Source organism: Peribacillus sp. NPDC096379 (genome assembly GCF_044762875.1).
Classification (GTDB): domain Bacteria; phylum Bacillota; class Bacilli; order Bacillales; family DSM-1321; genus Peribacillus.
This window is the reverse complement of record NZ_JBIWFD010000001.1, coordinates 147419-172482: the sequence shown is the minus strand read 5'-3', so window position 1 is coordinate 172482 and position 25064 is coordinate 147419. Positions and strand designations below refer to the sequence as shown.

The following is a 25064-nucleotide window of genomic DNA, read 5'->3' as shown; positions in this document are numbered from 1 at the left end:
CCCTTTTTCAACAGAAAAAGCCCTACAAATAATGTTATTAAATGTAAAAGATATAATCCTCCGGCAAAACCCTTTTTAAGAACTTCTTTGTTCGTTCTTCTTTTGGATTCACAAAAATATCTTTAGGTGTTCCTTCTTCTACTACAACGCCGGCATCCATAAAGATCACTCTATTGGCTACATCTTTCGCAAACGACATTTCATGCGTGACGACTAGCATCGTTGTTCCTTCATTGGCAATATTTTTCATGACGGTCAACACTTCACCGACTAGTTCTGGATCTAGTGCAGAGGTTGGTTCGTCAAATAGAATGATATCTGGATTTAAAGCGACCGCTCTTGCTATACCAACCCTTTGCTGTTGCCCACCTGACAATTCACTCGGGTATGCATGATACTTTTCTGCCAGGCCTACTTTATCCAATGCTTTTTTGCCAATTTCAATCGCCTCATCTTTTGCCACTTTTCTTCCGATAATCAGCCCTTCTGTTACATTTTCCAATGCCGTTTTATTATTAAATAAATTATAATTTTGAAATACAAAGGCCACTTTCTGCCTAATTTCATGAATTTGCTTTTTGGACGCTGTTTTAAGATTGACATCAATATCGCCAAAAATGGCATGCCCTTGGTCTGCTTTTTCAAGAAAATTAATGCAGCGAAGTAATGTTGTTTTTCCGGAGCCACTTGGTCCAAGGATTACCACAACATCCCCTTTGTCTATTTGTAAATCCACGCCTTTTAAAATCTCATTATTACCAAACGATTTATGGATATTTGTAATCTCTAACATCATATCCACCTCCTATTTCATTTCAGACATTTACTGCTTTATACCTTCTTAATCGTTTTTCATATACCTTAAATAAATACTCTACTAAACTACATAAAATCAAGTAGACAAGGAAGATATCAATATAAGCCTCAACATAATTGTAGCCGACATTGGCTGCCACCTTGGCTCTTAATGTAATTTCTTGCAGAGACATGGCATACCCTAAAGATGTTGCTTTAATTAAATTGACTGTTGCTGTACAAATATTTGGTAAGGCGACAACTAATGTCTGTGGAATGATGATTCTTCTAAATGCTTGCACATTCGTTAATCCAACAGAATAAGCTGCTTCCAATTGTCCCTTGCTTACTGTGCTTAAAGCTGAACGGAACACTTCGATAAGAATCGCTGTCGTATTCAATGAGAAAACAATGAAAGCGTACCAAATTGGATTGACATCGTACACATTCATGTTGATGTTATATTTTTCAAATATCGAAGCAAGCAATAAAGGGACACTGCTATAGATGATAAATATTTGAATAATGACAGGTGTTCCTCTTACAAATGAAACATATATTTGTGCAAAACGATTTAAAACCGGAATCCGATTGATTCTTGTTAAGGCAAGTAAAAAACCTAATGGCAAAGCAATCAGTAATGATACAATCGTAATAATCAGTGCTATAGGCACCCCAGATAAGGCAACAAAAAATGTATCCACTAAAAACTGATAATTTAGACCTTCCGACACACTGTCACCCCCTTATGTAGTTTTAATCACTTGTTTTCCTTTACTAAACACCTTTTCTAATTTTAAAAATAGTTGTTCAATCGCAATCGAAAGGATCCAATAAATCACCGCTAAGGCAAGATAGATTTCTAAGGCATGCGTATTATAGTTCGCACCGATAATAAGCTCTGCTTTTCCCATGATATCGATCAGCCCGATTGTATAAGCTAAAGCCCCTTCTTTCATCAACTCAAGTAAGCTGTTACCAAAGTTCGGTAATGCGACGACAAAAGCCTGTGGAAAAATAATTCTTCTGTACGCTTGTGAAGGACTTAAGCCTACACTTACTGCCGCCTCAAATTGCCCTTTGTCGATTGATTCATACGAGGTTCTAATTACCTCAGACATAGCAGCTGCAAATTGAAGCGAGAAGGTTATGACAACAAAGACTATCTTATCAACATCATTTAAGTTGACCCCAAAATTACCTGCAATGGCTGGAATCCCATAATACGTTAGAAATAGCAGAACAATGGACGGGGTACATCGTAATATGGTTGTATATCCATAGGCGATTTTCTTAGCAATCTTACTATTCCCTATTTTCATTGCTGCTAGAATGAAACCTAAGAGGGTCCCGAAAAGAACCGATAGACCAGCTACCAAAAATGTCACTTTAAGAAATGGAAGTAACATTGGTAATGATTCTACTATGTATGTAACATCAAAATACTTTTCCATGCTCTACCACCCTCTTCTTTTTCTTACATACAAAACCCGAGTGGCGTTAAAACGCCACCATTTACCGTGAAGGATTAATCCTATAGCACGCTATACTCGCCTAATCACAATGGCGGCGGTGCGTAGCTGGATTTTGTAATACTTTCTTAATAAAGTAAGTATATTTACGAGGTAGATTGTATATATTAATAAGTCGCGAAGCCTAAGTCCCCATGTCTGCAAACAAAAACTTGTCACTTCTTAATTAGTAAGATTTATTGGGTATCACACCCAACAACCTAAAATAAGAAAGTGACAAGTTTTAGTCTGAATGATTGAATTTTTTTAAGACTATGTTCGATCACACTGTTATTATCTTTCTACAGTATCTAATACCTCGAACAAATCTCTACTATAGAATTCTGAACTTAACTCATTTGTCTTCTTTTCTTCTTTTAGCTTTTTAATTGCTTCATCATAAGCATCTGCAAATTCTTGTTCTTTTTTATTGAACAATGGCCAAGTTTTGATGACTGCGAACTCATTGTAAACAACGTCATTTACTAGATTATGATAAGGACCATCTTCAGCTGTTACTTGCTTTTCAAATGCACTCTCAATGATTACACCACCGTCTACACGACCTTCATTTACCCATTGAACCACGTCCACTGTAAATGCATCTCCAGCTTTCAATTTCACCTGATTATCTGGATTGGCTTTATTATATTCATCCACAATTGTATATTGCGCGTTGTTAGCGGCAATGGGTGCTAGCGAATAGCCAGCTGTTGCAAAATCTGATAGAGTTTTAATCTTTTCATTTTCTTTCGTTAACACAAGGCCTGCACTGCTCAACCCTATGAATTCTTTCGGAAAGATAAATTTCTCCGTTCTTTCCTGTGTCCAGAAAGCATTTTTAACACCTACTTGATATTTACCTTGTTCTACCCCTACTAATAAGTCGTCACTTGACGTTCCAACGTATTCGAATTCGTATTCTGGTAGTAATTCATCCACCAATTTCATAACTTCTACATCATATCCTGTTGCATTTCCGTTTTCATCTAACCAAGTCATTGGTTTTGACGCTTGGTCATAGGCTACTTTTACTTTTTTGACTTTTGAGTCATTGCCTGCTGTAGTGTCAGATTCTGTACCAGATGATGCATTTGATCCGCATCCCGCTAATAGAGTTACCACCGCTAAACCTGTTGCTACTATTTGTAAAAACTTTTTATTTTTCATAATATAAATCCCCTTTTTATCATTTGTTATATGATTGCTTGTTCTGTGGAAAAGGGGCGGGGCTTCGCACCGCCACCTTCATAAAGTGATACAGTTTTTAGAACCTGAACCTTTTTCATCGTCGGGCTTCAGAGCAGACGCTCATCGATGTTTTTTATTCATGATCTTACTATTGCATCGAACTTTAGCTACAACATCGTTCTTCATAGCTAGTTAATTTTATATGAAGGTTTTGCCATACCTTTTGTCCGCACATAGCCGCACCACCTTTTACCGTTTAATTCATACTATTTAGGTGTGTAAAGTATGAAAATGAGTTATTTACATAATAGATTGATACTATTTGAAAGTCAATCAGTTATTTGAATTTTCTATAAAATGAAACTTCCATGAGTCCTAGATGTATAGTTTTTACGAGATATTAAATTTAGAATGTTGATAAAGCTTTTTAAATTTATTGACAGTATAATTTTGCAAAGTTATCATTTAAACCAATAGGAATAATACGAATTAATCTATTTACATAGACAACTAATAAAAAACTTCGCCTTGACTACTTATCTAATGAGACCCAGCAGGAGGGAAAGCATGATTAATTTATTTATAAAAACTGACTTTCAAAACAAATGGTTACAAAAACTACATGACAAAGCAGCAACGTTTAAAAGTAAATCTGCACAAATTGATGAATTGGCAATGTTTCCGAAAGAAAATATTCAAGACTTAGTGAATATGGGGTACACAAGTCTTACGCTACCAAAAGCTTACGGTGGAGAAGGGATAACCGTTTATGACATGATCCTTTTTCAGGAAACACTGGCCAGTTTTGATGCGACCACAGGACTATCTATCGGCTGGAATCTGGGGGCTGTTGGAGAACTATTTGAGAAAAAACTTTGGAATGATGAGAACTTGTCCTTCTTTGCTGGGGAAGTTCAAAACGGTGCATTAGTGAATCGTTCTGTCAGTGAAGCGCAAACAGGAAGTCCAACTAGAGGAGGTCGCCCTGGAACAACCGCAGTCAAAAAAGATGGTTCTTGGGTTATTACTGGACGGAAAACGTTCACAACGATGTCTCCGGTATTAACTTATTTTCTTGTATCTGCATGGATTGAAGAACAACAAAAGGTTGGATTCTTTCTCCTTCATAAGGATTTAGAAGGACTAACCATTGATGAAACATGGGACGTAATTTCCATGAGAGGGACAGGTAGCCATGATCTTGTTCTTCAAAATGTTAAAGTTGATGATGCCAAACTTGTTGAGCTTCCCGAAACGCCAAGTGGAGGTCCAATCAATGGTTGGATTCTTCACATTCCGGCTTGTTATCTTGGAATTGCACAAGCCGCTCGTGACTACGCAGTACAATTTGCAAAATCTCACTCGCCAAATAGTCTAAACGGACCAATTAGCCAGCTACCGAATGTCCAACAACTTCTAGGAGAAATTGATTTAGAATTAATGAAAGCAAGACATTTCTTATATAGCGTTGCAGAGGCTTATGATGATGAAGCCCGAAGAGTTCATCTCACAAATGAGCTTGGGGCTGCTAAGCATATTGTTACAAATTCAGCGATTACGATTGTCGATAAAGCCATGCGGATTGTCGGTGCAAAAAGCCTTCAACGTACTAATCCTTTACAAAGATACTATCGAGATGTAAGAGCTGGACTGCACAATCCGCCAATGGATGACGCAACAATAAAAAGATTAGCACTATCCGCTATTGAACAAGATCAAGCTAATTTTAGTCAACATGTACCATCAAAATAACTAGTAGGAAGAGTCTGGCATCAGTTACATAATTGCTTTTGCAATTGGGGCCCCAGGCTCTTTTTTTAATGGATTCTGGCTTGCTAGTACAATCTGGTTTTTTCAGCGTTATCAGAAAAAGCATGCAATGGATACCTCACAGAAAACCGTTACATACGCTTAATCACTATTTTCACGCAAAAGTTATCCCCCTGATTCACTCGATTCAGAGGGATCTTTCTATTATTTTTTAATGGAAGGATCGATACTGGATTATAGGACAGTAAGACCAGCTGTTAAAAGATTTACTTTTATAGGTCAAGCTAAGGCAAACCATTACTACCAACTTGGGAAACCTTGAATGATAAACAAATGACTTTTCATCAGCTTATTTGCCCTTGTCTTCTATTCGTATTTCTAATGAATGTAATGACGATAGCCAAAGTAATAATAAAGTAAATCGATAGTGCCCATAACGCTGTTCCGAGTCCCGCTTGCATTCTGCCGTTATAATAAAGCAACGCCCTCATTCCATCTACCATATATCTAGTAGGTAGAATGGAACTAAATATTCGATGAACAACTGGCAAGGTTGACAGAGGGATTGCTCCACCGCTTGAAAAAATCCCCATAATATTTACCGGGAACATCACCAACATTCCCCAACCACCGAATAACAGGGCAAGCGATTTAAATAAGAAGAACATGGTTATACAACAGAAAAAGGTGAACAAGAAAATAATCCGTATGCTAGTAGCATGGGAGCTTCCAAAAAATCCGAATACCGATAATTGCAAAATAACTGAGACACAAAAGGATAAAATTGCACCAAATATCAATTCGGACGTCAGAATTTTTGATTCACTTAATGAAGATTCATTCTTTTTTAGAATACCGTTTCCCCTCATAAGATATCCATGAATCATATTTGCTCCCATGAGCCCTGTAATAGAAATAATAAGGGCCATCACGAATGGAGTCATTCCTTTATTTAGATTAACCGGAAGCCCCAGTACATTTTTCATAGTAAACTTAACAGGAGTATCTAATAGTAAGGCATTGTCAGGGGATAGAGTAATCCCTTTTTCATTTAATTCATTCTTAAAGTTCCTGCTGAGCGCCTCAGAAGTGGCAGAAGCAACTGCTTGAAGTGTATTACTAGCAATCATAGATGCTGATTGACCAACCCCCTCATTTAATAAAATTTCTAACGTTGCTGCTTTCCCATTGCCATTGCCTGAAAGTAGTAATTCTTGTACTTGAGAAAGACCCTTTGAATAATTTGCAGGAATAATTAATGCACCATAAGCTTTGTCATTTTTTAAATCATTCAATGCTTCTTGCTTATTATTAGCGATTTCCCATTTAAAAGAATTTCCATTTTGCTTTTCTATAAGTTTTAATAAAATAGCGTCTCCCATATGGCCTCTATCTTCGTTCACAACGATTAAAGGAACATCTATTAAATTTTGATTCGCCCCACTAAAAACAGGTAAGTAAACACTTACCATAATGAACATGAGTAATGAAATTAACCAAATTGGAAACCAAGTAGAACTTAATTTGTATAATTGCTTCACGATTTCATCCCCCATATTTCGCATTCACTTATTTACACTTAGTTATGCGCAATATTGAATATGATTATTAAGGGTCCTACCGACAAAACGCGGAGATATACGCTAAGCAGATTTCAATCTAAAAAAAGTCGAATTCCTTACGCGTAAGGAACCGACTTTTTAGTTTGGCTTGTTAAAACTAGTTTGATTTTCTCTGTACTTTTAGTAAAAATGTTCTATAAGTGTCCCTTTAATGTAAACACATCTCCGTCATAAACTTTTATTACCTCATATATTCCGTCAACGAATTGATCTAAAGAAGTTCAACAAAAAGGGCGTTAATCCTTATTGGATCAACACTCCCGTTCGTGTAGTAACATTCAACCTTATTTTTTTAGGTTTGCTTTCATTAATAATGAAATCTGTTGCTCATCTGTATTTGAAATCTGTTCCAGTTGATTAACAATTAACTCTTTTCTCTTCAATGGATGGTTTTGACTTAACTTTGCTTTTCCTTCTATTTTGTTGATTTTTATTTTGAATCCTTGAACTCCTTTGTTCATACCAGCGAGAAACTCAGCATCTACATCTTGTAAACTGTATGAACTGTCAGGAGCTTCATACTTCAATACCATATCATCTAAGGAGTTCATTAACTCATGTTCATCCTCTAATAGTTCGACTTCTCCGTAAACATGAACAGTCACATAATTCCATGTTGGTACTGCTTTATTCGTCTCATACCAAGATGGGGAGATATAACAATGCGGACCATGAAAAACAGCTAAAACGGTTTGATTTTGGATATCTTTCGACTGAGGATTAGGACGAGCAAAGTGTCCATATAAGTATGAATGATCCTTGTTCAAAATTAACGGTAAATGAGTCGCAAAAGGCTTTCCATTATGTTGAGAAAAAAGAGTCGCAAAACTATGTTCCTTCATAATGTCAAAAGCAAGTGTTTCGTCTTTAATTTTAAATTGTGCAGGAATATACATGTTTTTTCTCCTCTCAGAATCATTTCTTATCATTAAATTTATTATTATTCTATAAGATAACCGTTTTTTACAACGATCCTCTTTATCAATCACAACTTCTTCATCTAATACAATTCGGTCATTCCATAATCTATATGCCATACGATTCATATCTTTTCATATTTAATTATTTAGCTATCCCAATTGAACAGGCAGTTAGTTTTTCTCTAATACAGCTCCTTTTTTTGATACCGGAGCATTTTTGCCCAATATAACAGAAAAGACAACAATCACTGCTATTACAAGCGTGAACACTGTGATGGATTCATCTAGAAATACTGTTGCAAATAGAATCATCAAAAATGGTTGTAAGTATTGAAGCTGACTAATTCTTGCTATTCCTCCCATAGCCATTCCGCTATACCAGGCAACATATGCTAGAAATTGACTCACCACTGCGAGATAAATAAAACTAATCCAAGCATGTATTGGGGCATGGAGCATTTCGGTTGTAAGGTTTAACCCAACTGGAATAATAAAAAATGGAGCACCTATCATAATTGCCCAAGCAATCACTTGCCAGCTACCTAATTCTTTCGCTAATCTCCCACCTTCTGCGTAACTAAGTCCAAGTATAATCACTGCTGCGAGTAAAGCTAAATCAGCAAATTGCAATTGACCGAATCCAAGATGAAGGGCATACATAATAACAGCTAAAGAGCCGATTATACTGGAAATCCAGAATTTGCGAGAAGGGATTTCACCTGCCCTAAACATAGCAAATCCGACTGTTGCTAATGGTAACAGGGCTAATTCCACAGCTCCATGAGAAACAGGCAAGGATTCCATTGCCCAAGAAGTGAGAAGAGGAAACCCTAAAACTGCACCCACAGCAACAATAAGTAGACTTTTGAATTGGCGAGAAGAAGGGAGCTTTTCTTTTCGAACAATTAATACCACAGCTACTAAAATAGCAGCAACAACTGTTCTTCCTAAACCGACAACCGTAGTCCCAAAATACTCTACTGCAATACTTGTAGACGGAAGCGTTAGACTAAAACAAATGACACCGACTAATCCTAACAATAATCCAAATTTCTCTCTGGTTTCTCTTTGCATCTGTCCTACCCCTATCTCTTTATGTTGTATTACAGCTGTACCATTTTTTACTTTTCTTGAAAAATGGTTCTAATATAATTAAAATACTAATAGGTACACATTATAAAATAAACCATTCTTTTACCCATCTGTCCTGGTTCAGTTAAAGGAGAATCCATATATGAGCCCCAAATATATAAAAATAATGGAAGAAATTAAGCTTCGACTAGCAGATGGCTCGCTCATCGCAGGTAGTAAACTCCCTTCTGTTCGTCAGTTATCTGAGTATTTTTCATGTAGCAAAAATACGGTCATTCAAGCTTACAGTGAACTAGAAAAAGAGCATTTAATTTATTCTGTTCCTAAAAGCGGCTACTATGTTGTAAATGAATTTCAAAATGCGAAGAATGAAAATGAGGTAATTGATTTCTTATCTGCTGGTCCAGATAAAAGCATTATGCCTTATGTTGAATTTCAACATTGTATGAATCAAGCAATTGAACAATATAAAGAAGAGCTTTTTACATACTCCGATCAACAAGGGCTGTACTCACTACGCGTACAGGTCGTGAAATATTTGCAGAATTTACAGGTGTTCACTCAACCTGAAAGAGTAGTCGTTGTATCTGGATCACAGCAAGCCCTTAATTTATTAGTTTCCATGCCATTTCCAAATGGAAAAGACAATATTCTAATTGAACAGCCTACTTATTTCGGCTTCATTGAGTCCATCAATCTACAACAAGCCAATACTTTTGGAATTGAGTTATCGATGGAAGGCATTGATCTTGATCGTCTGGAATACATTTTTCGAAATAATGATATAAAATTTTTCTATATTATTCCGAGATTTCACAATCCACTTGGACATTGTTACTCGAATAACGAAAAGAAAAAAATCGTTGAGTTAGCTGAAAAATACGATGTATATATAGTGGAAGATGATTTTTTAGGAGACCTTGATCCAAATGCAAAATCAGATCCTTTATTTTCTTTTGATCCTTCTGGGAGAGTCATTTATATTAAAAGCTTTTCGAAAATCTTTCTCCCAGGGTTAAGGATTGCTACTGTCGTTCTTCCTACATTAATGATTAACAATTTTTTACGATATAAATTTAGTTCGGATTTTAATAGTTCAGCACTTTCTCAAGGTGCGCTAGAAATCTATTTAAAAAGTGGGATGTTTACTAGCCATCTCAAAAAAGTAAAAGAGGTCTACCGTACTAAAATGCAAACCCTAAAAGAAGCATGTGACTTATTGCTACCAGCTAATACTCATTTTTCTAAACCGACTTCCGGGTTCTATCTATCCATCAGTTTGCCCGAGCATGTGACAGCAAAACAGGTAGTTCATATGCTAAACGAGCAGCATATATATGTTGATGATGCCTCTAGAATGTTTTTACCAGAATATAAAAAGGAAAATCTCCTTCGATTAAGCATCTCTCAAGTGGACGAGAGTCAAATTAAACGAGGGGTAGAGCAATTGGCTCACTGCATTGCTTTAATTGACAGTAGAAAAAATCATATTGCTCCAAATAACTTTTTACTCTTTTAGTATAGGTAAGGGTAGCATCAGGACTCTGCATTTCCAACGCTAAGAAAGTATTCTCAAAACAGTTGTTTATGTGGCTAAGAATTTGAGGAATTATTTGAGGGAGATTTACTCTCCAAATCTCCAAACTTTTAAATAAAATCCTCCCACAGGATAGGAACACGTTCACTCCCTAGGTAAATTTTCATTTAAACCAGCGATTTCAAACTCGATCCATTTCCTACGCCCACTCAGAATATAGATAAAGTGAAACTTCAATCAGTGAGGGTTTTCTTCATTCCCCACTGATTGTTAATCCCGTTCTAGTGTCGCTAATACCTTCGCGCAGCAAAGATAAAGCGACACTACGAACCCGATTCAATGAATCACAGACTAAGTGCGCCGCGTCCTGCGGCAACGTCTGTGTGCCCCACATCCTGTGGGCCTCAACTAAACCTTTGAAAAACACAAAGGGAAGTTTCACTATATCTCACCAATCGGACCTTTACGGGCAGTTTGTCCCCCCACCTATCTTCTTTGTTTGATAATTTAAAACAAAATTTGATAAACCCTGCATTAATATAGGGTTTTCTTTTGACCCTTAAACTCCAACTGTATTATTCAATTAAAGGGAGATTGTTGAAAAGTTATTTTTAATAGGAGGAATAACAATATTTATGAAGTGATCGCAGAATAATAATTATAGATATAGTTTAAAGCTATACCAAGAGATAGAATTCAGGTATTATGCTATATCGATTTACCAATGTCATACTTAACTTACATCTAATTAAGAAGAGAATCGTTTATTGTAATTACTTCTCTTCTTGGGTACATAAATATTTGAATTTTGAATTTTGTTTAACGCGAAGGGAGATTAAATATACTGAAAAAGTTAATAATTTCTGAATTATAATTTGTTTGCGGTTGATCCATGGGAGCATAACAAACGTATGAATGGGCTGCGAGATATCCAGACGTGGTAAATCGGGCTGCACCTCGGCTCTATAATTTTAAAGATTAACAAAACTATTAAGTGGTGGAATATTTAAAATTAATTGATAATTATTGTGTCGAACAATAGAATTGTTATATCCTTAAACAAAGTTTTCAACTATGAATTATAGGATATATTAACTTAGTGTTTTATAATCGTTTTGTATTTCATGGGGCTAAAGCGAATTATGAAATTTATTGTATGGAATACAAGAATGAGTAGATTAATAAATAAGGTGGCTATTATTACTGAAGCTGCGAATGGGCGAGGTAGAGAAGACGCTATTTTATTTGAAAAACATGGGGCAAAAATAGTAGCTACAAATATTAATCAAGAAGGTCTTAATGAAACAATTAAATTAATTAGCTACCGTAATGTCAAATCTTAAATATCTAACTAGGAGGATTTATTCAATGACACATTTTAAACCAGAAACTCTATTATTACATGGTGGGCAACAGCCTGATCCTGTAACAGGAGCAATCGCTGTACCGATTTACCGTACAACGGCTTATGAGTTCCAAGATACTGCCCATGCGCAACGTCTTTTCGCATTACAGGAACCAGGTAATGTTTATTCACGTATTATGAATCCAACAGTGGACGTATTTGAAAAACGTGTAGCATTATTAGAAAAAGGAACTGCTGCAGTAGCACTTTCATCAGGGATGGCTGCAATCGCATTTTCTATTTTAAACATTACTAGAGCAGGCGATGAAATCGTTGCAGCTGGCTCACTTTACGGCGGTACATATAATTTATTCGCGAACACATTACCTAATTATGGTATTAAAACAACATTCGTGGATGAAACAAATCCAGAAAACTTCCGTGCAGCAATTACGGAAAAAACAAAAGCTATTTATGCAGAAGCAGTTGGTAACCCAAGTTTAAATATTTTAGATATTGAAGCAGTAGCAAATATTGCACATGAGTATGGCTTACCGTTAATTATCGATAATACTTTTCCATCACCATATGGCTCAAACCCAATTGACTTTGGAGCAGATGTAGTCGTACATTCAGCAACAAAATGGATTGGCGGACATGGTACAACAATTGGTGGGGTAGTTGTAGATGCGGGTAAATTTGACTGGACACAAGGCCGTTTCCCCGGCTTTACAGAACCAGATAAATCCTACCATGGTTTACGTTATGGAATAGACACAGCGGATGCTGCATTTGCCACAAAACTGCGTGTTCAATTATTACGTGATTTCGGTCCAACATTAAGTGCGGATGCAGCATTTAATTTCCTACAAGGTTTAGAAACCCTTCATTTGCGTGTTACCAAACAAAACGATAATGCACTGAAAGTGGCTAAATATTTACAAGATCACCCATCGGTGGAATATGTAAACTATAATGCTTTTGAAAACTTCCCATCACATAAACTTGCCAACAAATACTTGAAAAATGGCTACGGCTCTATCTTGACATTTGGCATTAAGGGTGGTCGTGAAGCAGGTAGTCGCTTAATTGATAGCGTAGAGTTATTCTCACATGTAGCAAACGTAGGGGATGCAAGATCGTTAATTATCCACCCGGCTTCTACGACCCATCAACAATTATCTGCTGAAGAATTAAAAGTTGCAGGCGTATTTGAAGAGCTCATTCGCTTATCTATTGGCCTAGAAGCAGTAGAAGATATTATTTCTGATTTAGATCAAGCAATTGTAAAAGCACAACAGGTATTAATACTATAGATAATAGACTTTATTAATATTTTGTTAAATATAACAAGCCCTAGCTTTAGTATGATTTTAATGTCGGTTCTTTGATGAACTGAAAATAGAGCCGACCCTTAGTAGATATATATGGTGACCCCAGTTACTAGATTGCATTCTATTACAAATAATGAAAAAAATAAAGAAAGTTTCATCAACTAAGATATATATTAGGAGGAATTAATGATGAGTAATGATGGATTATATAATAAGTCTTATTTCAATCGCCTTGGAGAATTAAGCGACCTAGCACCAGAAGTATTCAAAGCCTTTGTACAATTTGACAAACTTGCGTTATCAGAAGGGAAATTAACAAAAAAGTTAAAAGAATTAATCGCCATTGCCGTAGCTCATACAACAGGGTGTCCATACTGCATCGAGGTTCATGTAAAAAACGGAAAATCACAAGATATTTCTAAGGAAGAACTGTCAGAAGCGATTTTAGTTGCCACTGCATTAAAAGCAGGTTCAGCACTAGCTCATGGTGTAAATGCTTTAAACGCTTATGATGGAAATGGTGACGAAGATTTATACAAAGCCTCTTACTTTAGCAGATTAAAAGAATTCTCAAAACTAAATGGAGATATTTTTAGCTCATTTGTTGATTTTGATCAAAAATCAATGAAAGAAGGAAGATTAAGCGTTAAAGAAAAGGAATTAATCGCCGTTGCAGTTGCTCACACAACAGGATGCCCATATTGTATTGACGTTCATACAAAAGGAGCAAAGCGTGCAAATGCAACTAAAGAAGAAGTCGCTGAATCCATTATGGTCGCAACAGCTTTAAAAGCAGGTTCAGCATTGGCTCACAGTGTTAATGCTTTAAATGCATTTGATTCAGAAAATTCATATTAATCGTTCCTATCATGTACATTCGTTTATTAGAGTGATATAGAGGGTTAGATCTGCATAAAAAAAGCAGCTTTTAATCAGGAAAGAATTAATGCCAGGAAAAACACCTAAGGTCTACTTAGAAAGACAGTGATCATAAATTAAAAAGTTAGGAACTAATAACATGACAAAAAAAAGGATTTATTTAAATGCATTTGATATGAATTGTGCTGGACTTTATTCACCAGGATTATGGACGCATCCTAATGATAAATCCTCAACCTATAAAGATACTGATTATTGGACACATTTGGCTAAAGTATTAGAAAAGGGTCGATTTGATGCTATTTTTCTAGCAGATGTTTTAGGGATATATGATGTTTATCAAGGCTCACGTGATGCAGCAATTCGACAAGGGGCCCAAGTCCCAGTTAACGACCCTGCTTTTGTAGTTCCTATTATGGCTCAAGTGACAAAACATTTAGGTTTTGGTTTAACAGTTTCTACAAGTTATGAACATCCATACATTTTCGCAAGACGTATGTCGACACTAGACCATTTAACGAAAGGTCGTATAGGTTGGAATATTGTTACTTCTTATTTAAATAGTGCTGCTGTGAATACCGGGTTAGATCAGCAAATAAGTCATAGTGAACGCTATGAAATTGCGGATGAATACATGGAAGTAGTTTATAAACTGTGGGAGGGTAGTTGGGAAGAAGATGCTGTTCTCGTAGACAAGGAAAGAAAAATATATGCAGATCCGGAAAAAGTACATGACATTAGACATGAAGGAAAATACTTTAATGTTCCTGGAGCACATTTAAGTGAGCCTTCTCCTCAAAGAACACCAGTTATTTTTCAGGCTGGAGCTTCAAGCCGAGGAAAAAAGTTTGCAGCTAAACATGCTGAGCTTGTATTTATTAGTGCTCCGACAGCAGAAATTACGAAAAAAACTGTAGATTCCATACGAGAAGAAGCAAAACGTGCCGGACGTAATCCACATGAAATCAAAATCCTTTCATCACTTACACCAATATTAGGTCGCACACAGAAAGAAGCAGAAGAAAAATTTGAGGACTACAAAAAACATATAAGTTACGAAGGCGCTTTGGCACTATTAGGTGGATGGACGGGCATTGACTTTTCAGCATATGACCCAGATGACAAAATTGAATATGTAGATAATGATGCAATGAGGTCTGTAGTTGAAAACTTTACAAAAGTTGATCCGAATAAACAATGGACAGTAAGAGAATTAGCTAATTTCGTAGGTATTGGTTCTGTCGGTCATGTTGAAGTAGGTACGCCAGAAAAAGTCGCAGATACAATGGAAAAGTGGATCGATGAAGTTGGGATTGATGGATTTAATATTTCTTATGCAATCACACCTGGAACCTTTGAAGAATTTGTGGATGGCGTCGTTCCTATTTTACAAGAGCGTGGCCTCGTAAGAAAAGAGTACGAAGAAGGCACTTTCCGTAACAATCTGTTTGGATATGACCGTTTACCAGACCATCATACTGCAGCTCAATATCGAGAGATTCACTCGAAAATAGAAGTATAAGAATGTGTATAGAGAATTAGAATAAGCATTTTATTAAGCCATACAAATGAAAATAGCGGGGATTACAGTTTTCTACCATAATCCCCTCTTAAATTAACTTTTTAATAGTAAGAATATTATTTCCTCGGAGGATTATTTAAATGCTCGATATCATTAGTAAAAGAAAAAATATCATATTTTTAATTTACTACTCTTTAATAACTATTTGTATGACATTCCCAGGACTATTTGATTTGGCCAATAAAATCGAGCCGTGGACCCTCGGATTACCGTTTGCACTATTTTATCTTTTTTTATGTATTGCTCTTTTATGTACAGGGCTAGGTATACAATTTTTTATTGAGAGTAAATTAGGTGAACTAGATATTGAAGTTACGCCGATAGATCATAGTAACGTTAGTGGTGGTGAGAAACGTTGAATATAATTCCTTTATTAATGATTTTTCTTTTCTTTGCAGTTATGCTATTCATCATTCGGAAAAATTTAGGTGTTCGTTCTTTTGAAGATTATGCAACAGCAAACCGGTCTTTTGGTTTTTTTGCTTTAACCTTTTCAGTTTTAGCAACATGGGTTGTTGGAGCTATGTATACGGCTTGGGCGGGAATGGCTATCACTTATGGATATACCGCTTTATATTGTGCAGCATATGCAATAATAACAATGATTGTCATGTATTACGTTGCACCCAAAACATATATATGGGGGGCGAAGTATGGAATTAAAACTCAATCTGAATTATTAGGATTTAGGTATCAAAGTAAGTCTATACAAATGCTGACTGGAATTTGGGGTATTGTATTTACGATTCCTTGGCTGATAGTTGAAATAGTAACTCAGGGGTATGTTTTTGCATATGCTACCGATGGCCTGATTAGTCAGTTTTGGGGTATGGTCATAGGAATAGTAGTAGTTACTGTATTTGTTTCACTGGGTGGTATGAGGTCCGTAATAACAGCGAATGTTTTTCAGGGTTTATTATTAATATTTGGTGGTACTGCCTTGATGATTTACTTCGTATATAAATATTTTGGTGGTTTTGCGTCAGGATTTGAAATGGTAGCTAATGAGTATCCTGAGATGCTTACTTATCCTGGTCCTAGTTGGGACCCACCAACTCCATATTGGACATCAATTGTGATTTTAAGCGGTTTAGGTGGGTTTTTATGGCCATGGGCATACAATAAGTTATTTGCAAGTGATAGCATACGGACAATAAAGGTTTCTGCTTTGCTCGCACCAATTATATATGCAATATTCTTTTCTATTTTTGTCATTACTGCTATATTTATTCATTCTTACGATCAAGCTCTTTCTGATGTGCAAGGTGCTTTTTTATGGATAGCTAGTGAATCCGGTCCTATAGCACTCGGATCGCTAGGTGTAATAATTATGGCAAGTAGTGTTGGAACCGTTAGTGGTATACTACAGGCAATTAGCACAACTGTGTCGAGAGATATGGCACAAGTAATAAATAGTAACATTTCAGATAAAAGAGCAGTAAATATAGCAAGGATATCTGTTGTTGTTATTTCACTTATTTCTTTACTTTTCGGTACCGCTGATTTAGGGTTAATGGTTTTTCTTGCGTTATTCACTTATGATGGAATAACCTTGCTTTTTCCAGTTGTTATTTTGGGATTGTTCTGGAAACGCGCTAATAAAGAAGGAGCAATAATAGGCTTGATTGCAGGTACGGCATTATCTATGTTCCTTCGATTCTTTAATCCAATCTTTATTGATAGTTGGGGTTGGCAGCCGGGTGTTTATGGCTTAATTCTAAGCTTTATCATAATGATAGTTGCCGGATATATGAAAAGCCCAAGTGTTTTTGTGGAAAAATTATGGGAAGACACAGAGGTCACCTACACAAAAAATGTAAGCGATCCTTCATCAAAGCCAAATTCCGTTGTTTTATAGAAATAACAAACATATTTCAAAATAAAGAGATTAAAATGAGAATAATTATTTAAGTTTCGATCAACTTTTTATAAAGAATGAACCAATTGAAATATATTAAAAGTGTGTTTTGATCAATCTTCTTTCAAAACACGTTTTTTCTATTTGCTCTTTTAACAAGGTTTATATGGTTAAATTAATGACTCAACACCAAAGTAAATCTGTTCTTGACCAATAAAAAAATACAAAAAACATCTGTATCCTCTATAGTTGAAAGTACCGCCCAACAACAAGCGAGGTTTACAGATGCACTCTCATTTTATCAGTATAGAATGAACTTAGGTGCTTCCTGTGAGCCTGTTAGCCGTTCATATGCCTGTAACATATCATGGACTTTCATATTTGCTAGTCTTCTCATCTACTTACCTTATTTCTTCAAACACGGGGGTATTTATCCGTCTACATTCACTTCTGAGAAATCCTTGTCCAAATAATCAGGATTGAAAGGTAACCCTAGGCCATAATTCTTTTTACTGCCCCTGTAAGAAAACTAGTTTCATGCTCTTTGTTTCGTCCTGTTTCGGTCAATTGTTTTAATTGTTTTAATTTTTTTAATGAAATAATAATGTTTATAAAGGGCGCTCACTACCAACAGGATTTTCACTAACAGGATGTCCACATAAAATACAGAAATTACGATGAAGAAATCGGCAATTAAATTGATTCTGATTTTCTCTTTTCGAGTCATCCCTTTTTTTTGTAGGAATGCTTCAACGTATTTCTCATATAATGAGGTGCTTTTGAACCAGTTTTCAATCGACTTAGAACTTTTTGCAAAGCAAAAAGCAGCGAATAAATAAAACGGACCACCCGGTAGAACAGGTAACACAGTCCCTGCAACCCCAATCACAAGGGATATAAATCCAAGAAACAAAAACAGGATACTTTTTACTTTTTTAATTGTAATCACCTTTTTTATTTATATTCTACTCCCTTATAACGTAAAGAGATAGTCCAATTGATTCAACATCACTGATTAGTATCTTACCATTTTCTTATTGAACTAACCTGCACCAATAGTACAAGAAGCGACTACCATTGTTTCACAATTGCCCCTGTTAGTTAAATATGTAATTGCTCTTTTGTTACTGAGTATCATCTGTACTATGGGCATTTTCCTCACCTATAACTATACTATAAGAAATATTAAGTTTATCCCAAACCCAAGCTTGAAAAATTTCGTCTATTACTTTATTTAGTTCTGTATCATCCATATCCTCGTCAATACCTAATTTCTCAAAAGGTATAAATTGTAACTTTGAATTGATATATAAACGAAAAGGATACCTAAAATGAAAAAAGAGATGCTCAAACCTTTCTTTTTCAAAATGAATTGTTCAACACTATTTAAAATAATAATTAAAGCAAAAATAATTTGAAATAGTCCATTATAGAGATAATTAATGCTATTAGTAATAAAGGAATAAACCACCAATAATGGAATCAGCAAAATAAATTGGATAATTACTATTTTTTTAATTCTGTCTTTAAATATTCTGTTTATAAATTGGCTCATGATAGGTATCAAATTATTCTCCTTAAATATTTTCTTAACTTTATAATAATTTTACCATTTATTCCTCTTATATTTAATCCCTAAAAATTACCGATTCTACTTAAGCTAACCTGCTTACTTTAGTTGAAGAAGGGATTTTTCTGAATGTATGATTTTGCATATTTTCGCACATTGAAAAGACCACCAAAAGGGTCTTCTTCTTGAACTGATGTCACCCATTAGCTTAATAAGCTAGATTAAAAAACTCTTCTTATTTTATTTCAAGAAAAGTTTACATAATCACCCTTATGGGTATTAAAAAAGGATCTTCGACTGGAGGATCCTTTTAGCTGCTTATTGAATTAAAGCACCCGATAGTTTAAGTGTAATAATTCACAAATCTACCTAGTTTCCATTCTGAAGAATAACATTAAGCTTCTATAGATAAATCTATCCAAATTGTATCCCATTTTTTCTCCTGCATACGTTCAGTATATATTGAACGTAACTCGCTTTCATTTTGATAGTATGGAGTAGGTTTAACAATCTTTTCAAACAAATCCTCTAGTCCATATGGAGCCATTATTTTAAGTTCACTATTACACATTTTCACAGCTATTGCAGTAGGTATTTCTGTAAAATGAGCAACGCCATCAAAGGAAGAATTATAAGGCTCAAATCCATTTTTCAAATGCATTCTTGCTTGATTTTTTACTGACCAAGGCTGGTTAGGCACTATAATTTCTAATTTTTTTTCTAAATCTTTTTCTGTTTCCCACGATGTATCCGTGCTATCGAAATAAATAACATCAATGTCATTTATTGGTGTATTAATGTTGTGTAAAACGTCCCATACTTTATTTCTAATGAGTCCCGCAGAAATCCAAGCATCATTTAAATTTAACTTTTCAACGGCTTTTAATAAAGATATTATGTAGTCGTCATTTTTTATAATTTCTATCAACCGATTTTCGTAATTGGTCACATTAGTTCTCCTTTATTCATACTTACTTTTTTTTGAACATTATACCGTAAAACTTTTTGTGAATTTAGCTTTATAAATTAGAAACATCATATTCAACTATCCTGCCCGTTACTTGAAAAAGATCTCAAATTATTAGATGAATACTCTATACAAAACTAGTTTACATAAAGTCAATTTTCGGAACTTCCGAAATATAAACCCCCTTGGTGCTCAAGAGGTTTGTTTGTGTTCGTATTTATCGTTTATACATGGTTTTATACATTGTTGATGAGTCAGCATTTTCGGTTTCTGAAGAAGCCTGGTAGCTTCATAAAAAAGGGGTGTTTTATGCAAATTCTTCTTTCACTGATTTGGGATGGTAAGAAGCAATTTCCTCAATTAAAGAATACTTAGCATTAAGTAAAAAAGCGTATCTGCTTATTGTAGATACGCCACCGATAATTTTAAAAAAATTATTAAAGCTTCAACTTTAAACCTTCATGCGTTGCTTTAAAACCTAACCGTTCATATAACCTTAACGCATCTGGTCTTTTTTTATCAGTTGTCAGTTGTACTAAATGACATCCACGTTCTTCTGCACGTTGAATTGCCCATTTTATAAGTTCAGTACCTACACCCTTACCTCTTACAGAAGCTGATGTTCTCACTCCTTCGATAGTAGCTCTCCATCCACCTTGATGTGTTATATAAGGTGTAAAAGTAATTTGTTGTACCCCAATCACTTCATTGCCGTCACAAGCCACTACTAACTCGTTATTAGGGTCAGATGTAATAGCCTCAAATGCTTTTATGTAACTATTAGGAAGTGGATGCTCATAACGCTCACGTTTACTTCCCAAAACATCATCAGCAAGCATTTCAACAATACTATCTAAATCTTTTTTAGTAGCCATTCTAAACCTTATTTCTGTCTTCAATCAAATCCCTCTCTTATTAGTAAACCTTTTATTAATTTCTATGCTAACTGAATTCACAACATAAGTTAATTGTAATTATTATATGATATTCAATAATTTTTACTTATTTATGGATATTCTTCTTCAACTATTCTGCAACATTACTTTAAGTACATTTATTCACAATCTCAATAGTGAGTATCGGGTCTTCATTTTTAAAGAGTTTTTTTGTTTTTTTAAACGATTATATTATTTTTCAGACAACCTTATTGTTCATAACCATCACAAGTAGCTGAGGTGAGTGACCAGAAATGTTTCTGCCGTATCACCACAGTACCTCCATTATCTATGCACGCCTCTAATATAGGTTTGTTCGCTTGGTAATTCCTTTCAATTTGATTAATCCGTACACCACCTATTATTAGAATAACGATGCTTACAGATATTGCGATAAGCATATTTCGTTTATTTTTATTCAATTATGAGCGCTCCTTTCATATTATAAGAATTATCATTTATTGTAGAAAGTCATAAAGCGAACCTTCCATCAGTGGTTTTTTTCATCCCCCACCTATTTATTTCTTGATTCTCTCACAAAAATTGAGGTGGGGGTTTTACAGCCTGTTAAACCGGGATAAAACCCTGATTTTTCTCCTTAGCGTAGAAAAATCAGGGTTTTATCTTCTAAATAATGTAATTACGATCTAATATCCGCGTTTTGTCGGTAGGAGCTCTTATAGAGCCGATCTCCTCTATATCGCCAATATCTCCCGAATGTCCTCTTCAGTAAGTGTAGACGATATTTTCTCCTCAGAATCGATGATCTCTGAAATCAGATGTCTCTTTTTCTCTTGCAGTTCATTCATTTTTTCTTCGATTGTGCCGCGAGCAACAAGTTTGATAACCTGTACACTATTTGTTTGACCAATACGATGGGCGCGATCTGCCGCTTGTTCTTCGACTGCTGGATTCCACCAAATGTCATATAGGATAACGGTATCTGCCCCTGTTAGATTGAGTCCTGTACCGCCTGCCTTTAAGGAAATAAGGAAAAAGTTTCGTTCGCCTGCATTAAATCGATTGCAGATTCCCACTCTCTCTTCTGAAGGAGTTTGCCCATCAAGATAGAAAAACGGTAGGTCTTGAATCGTTAATTTTCTACCTATAAGCTCAAGCATTTTCGTAAACTGCGAGAAAATCAGCACCCTTCTGCCAGAAAGCTTTGATTCCTCAATAAGCTGCATCAACTGTTCAAATTTCGCGGATTTCCCTTTATATCCGTCCACAAACAAAGCTGGGTGACAACAAATCTGGCGTAACCGAGTCAGACCAGCCAGGATTTTCATTCGATTTTTCCGAAGTGTGTCCTTGTCCAGATGCTTCAATGTATCATGTCTGAGCTTCGCCAAATAGGCTGCATACAATTGCTTCTGATCTGGAAGTAATTCCACGGATTCCATCGACTCGACCTTTTCAGGAAGCTCTGGAAGTACATTCTCTTTCAACCTACGAAGCATAAATGGTCGAATCCGTCGGGCAATCGTTTTTCTTGAGAGGTTACTGTATTCCTTTAACCCTAAGAATAGTTCAGGAAAAACAACGTGAAAAATAGACCACAGCTCCTCTAGTGAATTTTCAACAGGTGTGCCAGTGAGGGCGAAGCGATAATCTGCTTGTATCTTCTTCACCGCCCGCGCAGTTTGTGTTACAGGATTTTTAAAAACTTGAGCCTCATCAAAAAACACGGTGTGAAAAGATTGTTTCTCGTACCACATAATGTCCTTACGCAACAATGGATACGAGGTGATGATCACATCCATAGCCGTTATATCTTGTTGTATATTGAAACGTTCTTTTTTATTCCCATCAACGACAAGAGCTTGGACATCCGGAGCAAATTTCATGATTTCACTTAGCCAGTTATACGTCAAAGATGATGGGCAAACAATAAGCGCTGGGCTCTTCTTTTTACGAATGTTAGATAGCTCCGATAAAATAAATGTGATGCTTTGCAGCGTTTTACCTAATCCCATATCATCTGCGAGAATCCCGCCGAATCCATAGCTGGCAAGAGTTTTCATCCATTTATAGCCGCTTTTTTGATAGTCTCGCAGGATGGACTCTAAACGCTTTGGCACCTCAAACTCCAGACTGCCAGGATCACGGATATTTGCCAAGAACTGTCGGAATGACTCCTCATATGTGAACGCATGGCTATCATCAACTGAATCAAGAAGCCTAAGTCCCCGAACGATTGGTACATTCAAGCCACTTTCCAGATCTTCATTCTGAATCGGAAGTGCATGCAAAAAGCGGTTAATTTCTGCAAATTCCCTTGTTTCCAATGAGAGTAGCGAGCCGTTTCGCAAACGATAATACTTCCGTTTTTCCTCTAAGGCCACTAGAATCTCACGTATCTGTTTCTCGGGAATACCATCCATTTCAAATTTGAATTCCAGCCAATTGGTCCGTTCTTTTTTGACCTTTACCCTAATTTGAGGACGAACATTCTCTTTAGAAATCCGATTTCTCACTGCCGTAGTTGCATAAATTTGAACCAATTTTTGAAGTTTGGGTACGACATGGTACAAAAACTCATACTCTAACTCTTCATTTTGTAAAAAATATCCACCGTCGGTCTTAGCAAACGAACTATCCTCCATCAGCTTTAGTATCGCTTCCTCCTTCGCAACATCCCTTATAAGCATGGAAACTGCCTGGAGTTCCCGACTGTCCAATGGATTAAATACAATATGTTCATAGTGAAACTCTAGCCCAGCAAGCAGGCGATTTTTCAGACGATCCAAGTATAACTTGGCAATCAGTGGTTTCTTCACAAACCGTTCAGAAATCGCTCCAGCTATTTGAACATCACCTAGTTTTTTTAAACCTGGAACCACTTTGTCCAGAAAAAAGTCTAATTGCTCTCTAAGGATCGGAATTCGATTCGTCCCTTGCTCTTCTAGCATTTGTTTTAGATCCGAAAGACGTTTGCAATCTTCACTTTCCAATTGGATGACCTTTCCATCAGATAATACAGACCGATACGAATTCAACACAATCATCTGATCCAAGCCTTTGATTTTCAGTTGATAGCCTTTGCCCTCCGTTTCTGCAAAGTCAAACTGTAAAGAACGAGGTTCAGGTTCACTCACTAAGCGAAGATCGTCAAACGTATTCCCGTCATACGCTAGTTTCACCAATGGTGCTCTTTCTAGAATTGGCAAAATCCTGTCCCAAGAAGATGGAGGAATCAGTAATAGATGATGATTGCTTACAGAATCTACTTTCTCAGGCGCTGCATCCAAGTACACCTTTTCATCATCGATTACTTGAATGAGCTGCCAAATTACAGCATCTGTCTCTTTTTGAAAGCAATGTAGGTTTGGATCATATGTGAATGCATCGGAAAGCCAGCATGGATTACACGCTTCCACTTGCTTCAAAAAGTCCCGAATATTTTGTACATGGGTCGGACCAATCTTGGCTTCTATTCCAAACATGTATCCACCCTTTCCTATCACGACGGGTTGACAGGTAATTTCGACATCGAGCATTTTTCTTTTTTCAAAGTGAAGCTGATGGCCACTTAATGGTTTAGATCGATCATTGAAAAGCGTCATTAAATCTTCTGCCAGCGCTTGATTTGTTGACGTGTCAGATGGACGCTCGCTCGGGACAATGGGCATTGTCCCTTGACGCTGATGTTCATTAATCGACAGTAAAACAGCTGCAATATGTTGACAATCCTTTTGAAAGGAAGCTAGCGTTGGACAGCTGCATTTCGTGTGCAGCTCACCATGCTTACCTTTTTCAATGGTGACATGAAAATCTTCCATGCCTGTAACCGTTGCTTCACAAACTTCGGGACTATATTGTTCAAATATTACTTTTTTAGCTCGATAAAAAGAGTCTCCTCTTTTGAAGGAGACCATACCACACATTTCTTTAATCATTTTTTGACTTACTTTTATATTCAAATGCTGTGCCCCTTCCTAAGGATATGCCGCTTCTGTTATCTTAACTATGTGAATTTGGTATTTTTGTATAAGTAATTATTGTACATGTTTGAAATTTTGCATGCGTTCATGATTATGAAAAAAATCTAATTATCACGATTGTATCATAAGGTAAAATTTTTTAACTACAGTTTATTAAGATACCACCAAAATCCACATCTAACTTTATATCTAAGGAGTGATTAACAGTACTC

General features: G+C 36.0%; 21 protein-coding genes. 8 read left to right on the top strand and 13 right to left on the bottom strand.

What is annotated here, in order from left to right; genetic code table 11:
- Positions 1-37: 37 nt before the first annotated feature.
- From ACIQZI_RS00865 to ACIQZI_RS00850, 4 genes are all read right to left on the bottom strand, one after another.
- Complete coding sequence (locus tag ACIQZI_RS00865; RefSeq protein WP_062175951.1) at positions 38-793, bottom strand: amino acid ABC transporter ATP-binding protein; 756 nt, start codon at positions 791-793, stop codon at positions 38-40.
- A gap of 22 nt (positions 794-815) precedes the next feature.
- Positions 816-1529, bottom strand: a complete 714-nt coding sequence (locus tag ACIQZI_RS00860) for an amino acid ABC transporter permease (RefSeq protein ID WP_403068203.1) — start codon at positions 1527-1529, stop codon at positions 816-818.
- Positions 1530-1541: 12 nt separating this feature from the next.
- Complete coding sequence (locus ACIQZI_RS00855) at positions 1542-2249, bottom strand: amino acid ABC transporter permease (RefSeq protein ID WP_403068200.1); 708 nt, start codon at positions 2247-2249, stop codon at positions 1542-1544.
- Between the two features lie 351 nt (positions 2250-2600).
- Positions 2601-3476 (bottom strand): transporter substrate-binding domain-containing protein, encoded by an 876-nt coding sequence (locus tag ACIQZI_RS00850; RefSeq protein WP_403068197.1) that lies wholly within the window; start codon positions 3474-3476, stop codon positions 2601-2603.
- Positions 3477-4064: 588 nt separating this feature from the next.
- Between ACIQZI_RS00850 and ACIQZI_RS00845 the strand changes: the two genes are divergently transcribed.
- On the top strand, positions 4065-5249 hold the full coding sequence (locus ACIQZI_RS00845) for an acyl-CoA dehydrogenase family protein (protein WP_403068194.1): 1185 nt from the start codon (positions 4065-4067) through the stop codon (positions 5247-5249).
- Between the two features lie 362 nt (positions 5250-5611).
- Here ACIQZI_RS00845 and ACIQZI_RS00840 read toward each other — a convergent pair whose 3' ends face one another.
- The 3 genes from ACIQZI_RS00840 to ACIQZI_RS00830 all read right to left on the bottom strand — a co-directional run bounded on the left by ACIQZI_RS00840 (position 5612) and on the right by ACIQZI_RS00830 (position 8883).
- Positions 5612-6808, bottom strand: a complete 1197-nt coding sequence (locus ACIQZI_RS00840) for an ABC transporter permease (protein WP_403068191.1) — start codon at positions 6806-6808, stop codon at positions 5612-5614.
- Positions 6809-7173: 365 nt separating this feature from the next.
- The gene (locus ACIQZI_RS00835) at positions 7174-7785 is read right to left on the bottom strand and encodes an FMN-binding negative transcriptional regulator (protein ID WP_403071931.1); all 612 of its coding nucleotides are present in this window, start codon (positions 7783-7785) and stop codon (positions 7174-7176) included.
- 195 nt (positions 7786-7980) lie between these two features.
- Complete coding sequence (locus ACIQZI_RS00830; protein WP_403068188.1) at positions 7981-8883, bottom strand: DMT family transporter; 903 nt, start codon at positions 8881-8883, stop codon at positions 7981-7983.
- 160 nt (positions 8884-9043) lie between these two features.
- On the opposite strand from ACIQZI_RS00830, the gene ACIQZI_RS00825 reads away from it, so the two are divergent.
- From ACIQZI_RS00825 to ACIQZI_RS00795, 7 genes are all read left to right on the top strand, one after another.
- Positions 9044-10420: an aminotransferase-like domain-containing protein gene (locus ACIQZI_RS00825; protein ID WP_403068185.1), complete on the top strand. Its 1377-nt coding sequence runs from the start codon at positions 9044-9046 to the stop codon at positions 10418-10420.
- 1160 nt (positions 10421-11580) lie between these two features.
- A complete protein-coding gene (locus tag ACIQZI_RS00820; RefSeq protein WP_403068182.1) occupies positions 11581-11781 on the top strand; it encodes a hypothetical protein in 201 nt (66 codons plus the stop codon).
- 25 nt (positions 11782-11806) lie between these two features.
- A complete protein-coding gene (locus ACIQZI_RS00815; RefSeq protein ID WP_403068179.1) occupies positions 11807-13099 on the top strand; it encodes an O-acetylhomoserine aminocarboxypropyltransferase/cysteine synthase family protein in 1293 nt (430 codons plus the stop codon).
- 207 nt (positions 13100-13306) lie between these two features.
- Positions 13307-13975, top strand: a complete 669-nt coding sequence (locus ACIQZI_RS00810; RefSeq protein ID WP_062175923.1) for a carboxymuconolactone decarboxylase family protein — start codon at positions 13307-13309, stop codon at positions 13973-13975.
- Positions 13976-14135: 160 nt separating this feature from the next.
- Complete coding sequence (locus ACIQZI_RS00805; RefSeq protein ID WP_403068176.1) at positions 14136-15518, top strand: LLM class flavin-dependent oxidoreductase; 1383 nt, start codon at positions 14136-14138, stop codon at positions 15516-15518.
- Between the two features lie 140 nt (positions 15519-15658).
- Entirely contained in the window at positions 15659-15937 is a 279-nt protein-coding gene (locus ACIQZI_RS00800; RefSeq protein ID WP_062175919.1) for a hypothetical protein, read from the top strand.
- Positions 15934-17436: a sodium:solute symporter family protein gene (locus ACIQZI_RS00795; RefSeq protein WP_403068172.1), complete on the top strand. Its 1503-nt coding sequence runs from the start codon at positions 15934-15936 to the stop codon at positions 17434-17436. The genes ACIQZI_RS00800 and ACIQZI_RS00795 overlap by 4 nt, the downstream gene beginning before the upstream one ends.
- Positions 17437-17971: 535 nt before the next feature.
- On the opposite strand, the gene ACIQZI_RS00790 is transcribed toward ACIQZI_RS00795, so the two are convergent.
- The 6 genes from ACIQZI_RS00790 to ACIQZI_RS00765 all read right to left on the bottom strand — a co-directional run bounded on the left by ACIQZI_RS00790 (position 17972) and on the right by ACIQZI_RS00765 (position 24831).
- Positions 17972-18385, bottom strand: coding sequence for a YbaN family protein (locus tag ACIQZI_RS00790; RefSeq protein WP_403068169.1), 414 nt, complete (start codon positions 18383-18385; stop codon positions 17972-17974).
- A gap of 175 nt (positions 18386-18560) precedes the next feature.
- Positions 18561-18689 carry a hypothetical protein gene (locus tag ACIQZI_RS00785; protein WP_403068166.1) on the bottom strand — a complete coding sequence of 43 codons (129 nt, stop codon included), beginning with the start codon at positions 18687-18689 and terminating at the stop codon, positions 18561-18563.
- Between the two features lie 711 nt (positions 18690-19400).
- A complete protein-coding gene (locus ACIQZI_RS00780) occupies positions 19401-19955 on the bottom strand; it encodes a nucleotidyltransferase family protein (RefSeq protein ID WP_403068163.1) in 555 nt (184 codons plus the stop codon).
- 455 nt (positions 19956-20410) lie between these two features.
- Positions 20411-20872, bottom strand: a complete 462-nt coding sequence (locus tag ACIQZI_RS00775; RefSeq protein WP_403068159.1) for a GNAT family N-acetyltransferase — start codon at positions 20870-20872, stop codon at positions 20411-20413.
- A gap of 245 nt (positions 20873-21117) precedes the next feature.
- The gene (locus ACIQZI_RS00770) at positions 21118-21330 is read right to left on the bottom strand and encodes a hypothetical protein (RefSeq protein WP_403068156.1); all 213 of its coding nucleotides are present in this window, start codon (positions 21328-21330) and stop codon (positions 21118-21120) included.
- A gap of 273 nt (positions 21331-21603) precedes the next feature.
- A complete protein-coding gene (locus ACIQZI_RS00765; protein ID WP_403068153.1) occupies positions 21604-24831 on the bottom strand; it encodes a DEAD/DEAH box helicase in 3228 nt (1075 codons plus the stop codon).
- Positions 24832-25064: the final 233 nt, after the last annotated feature.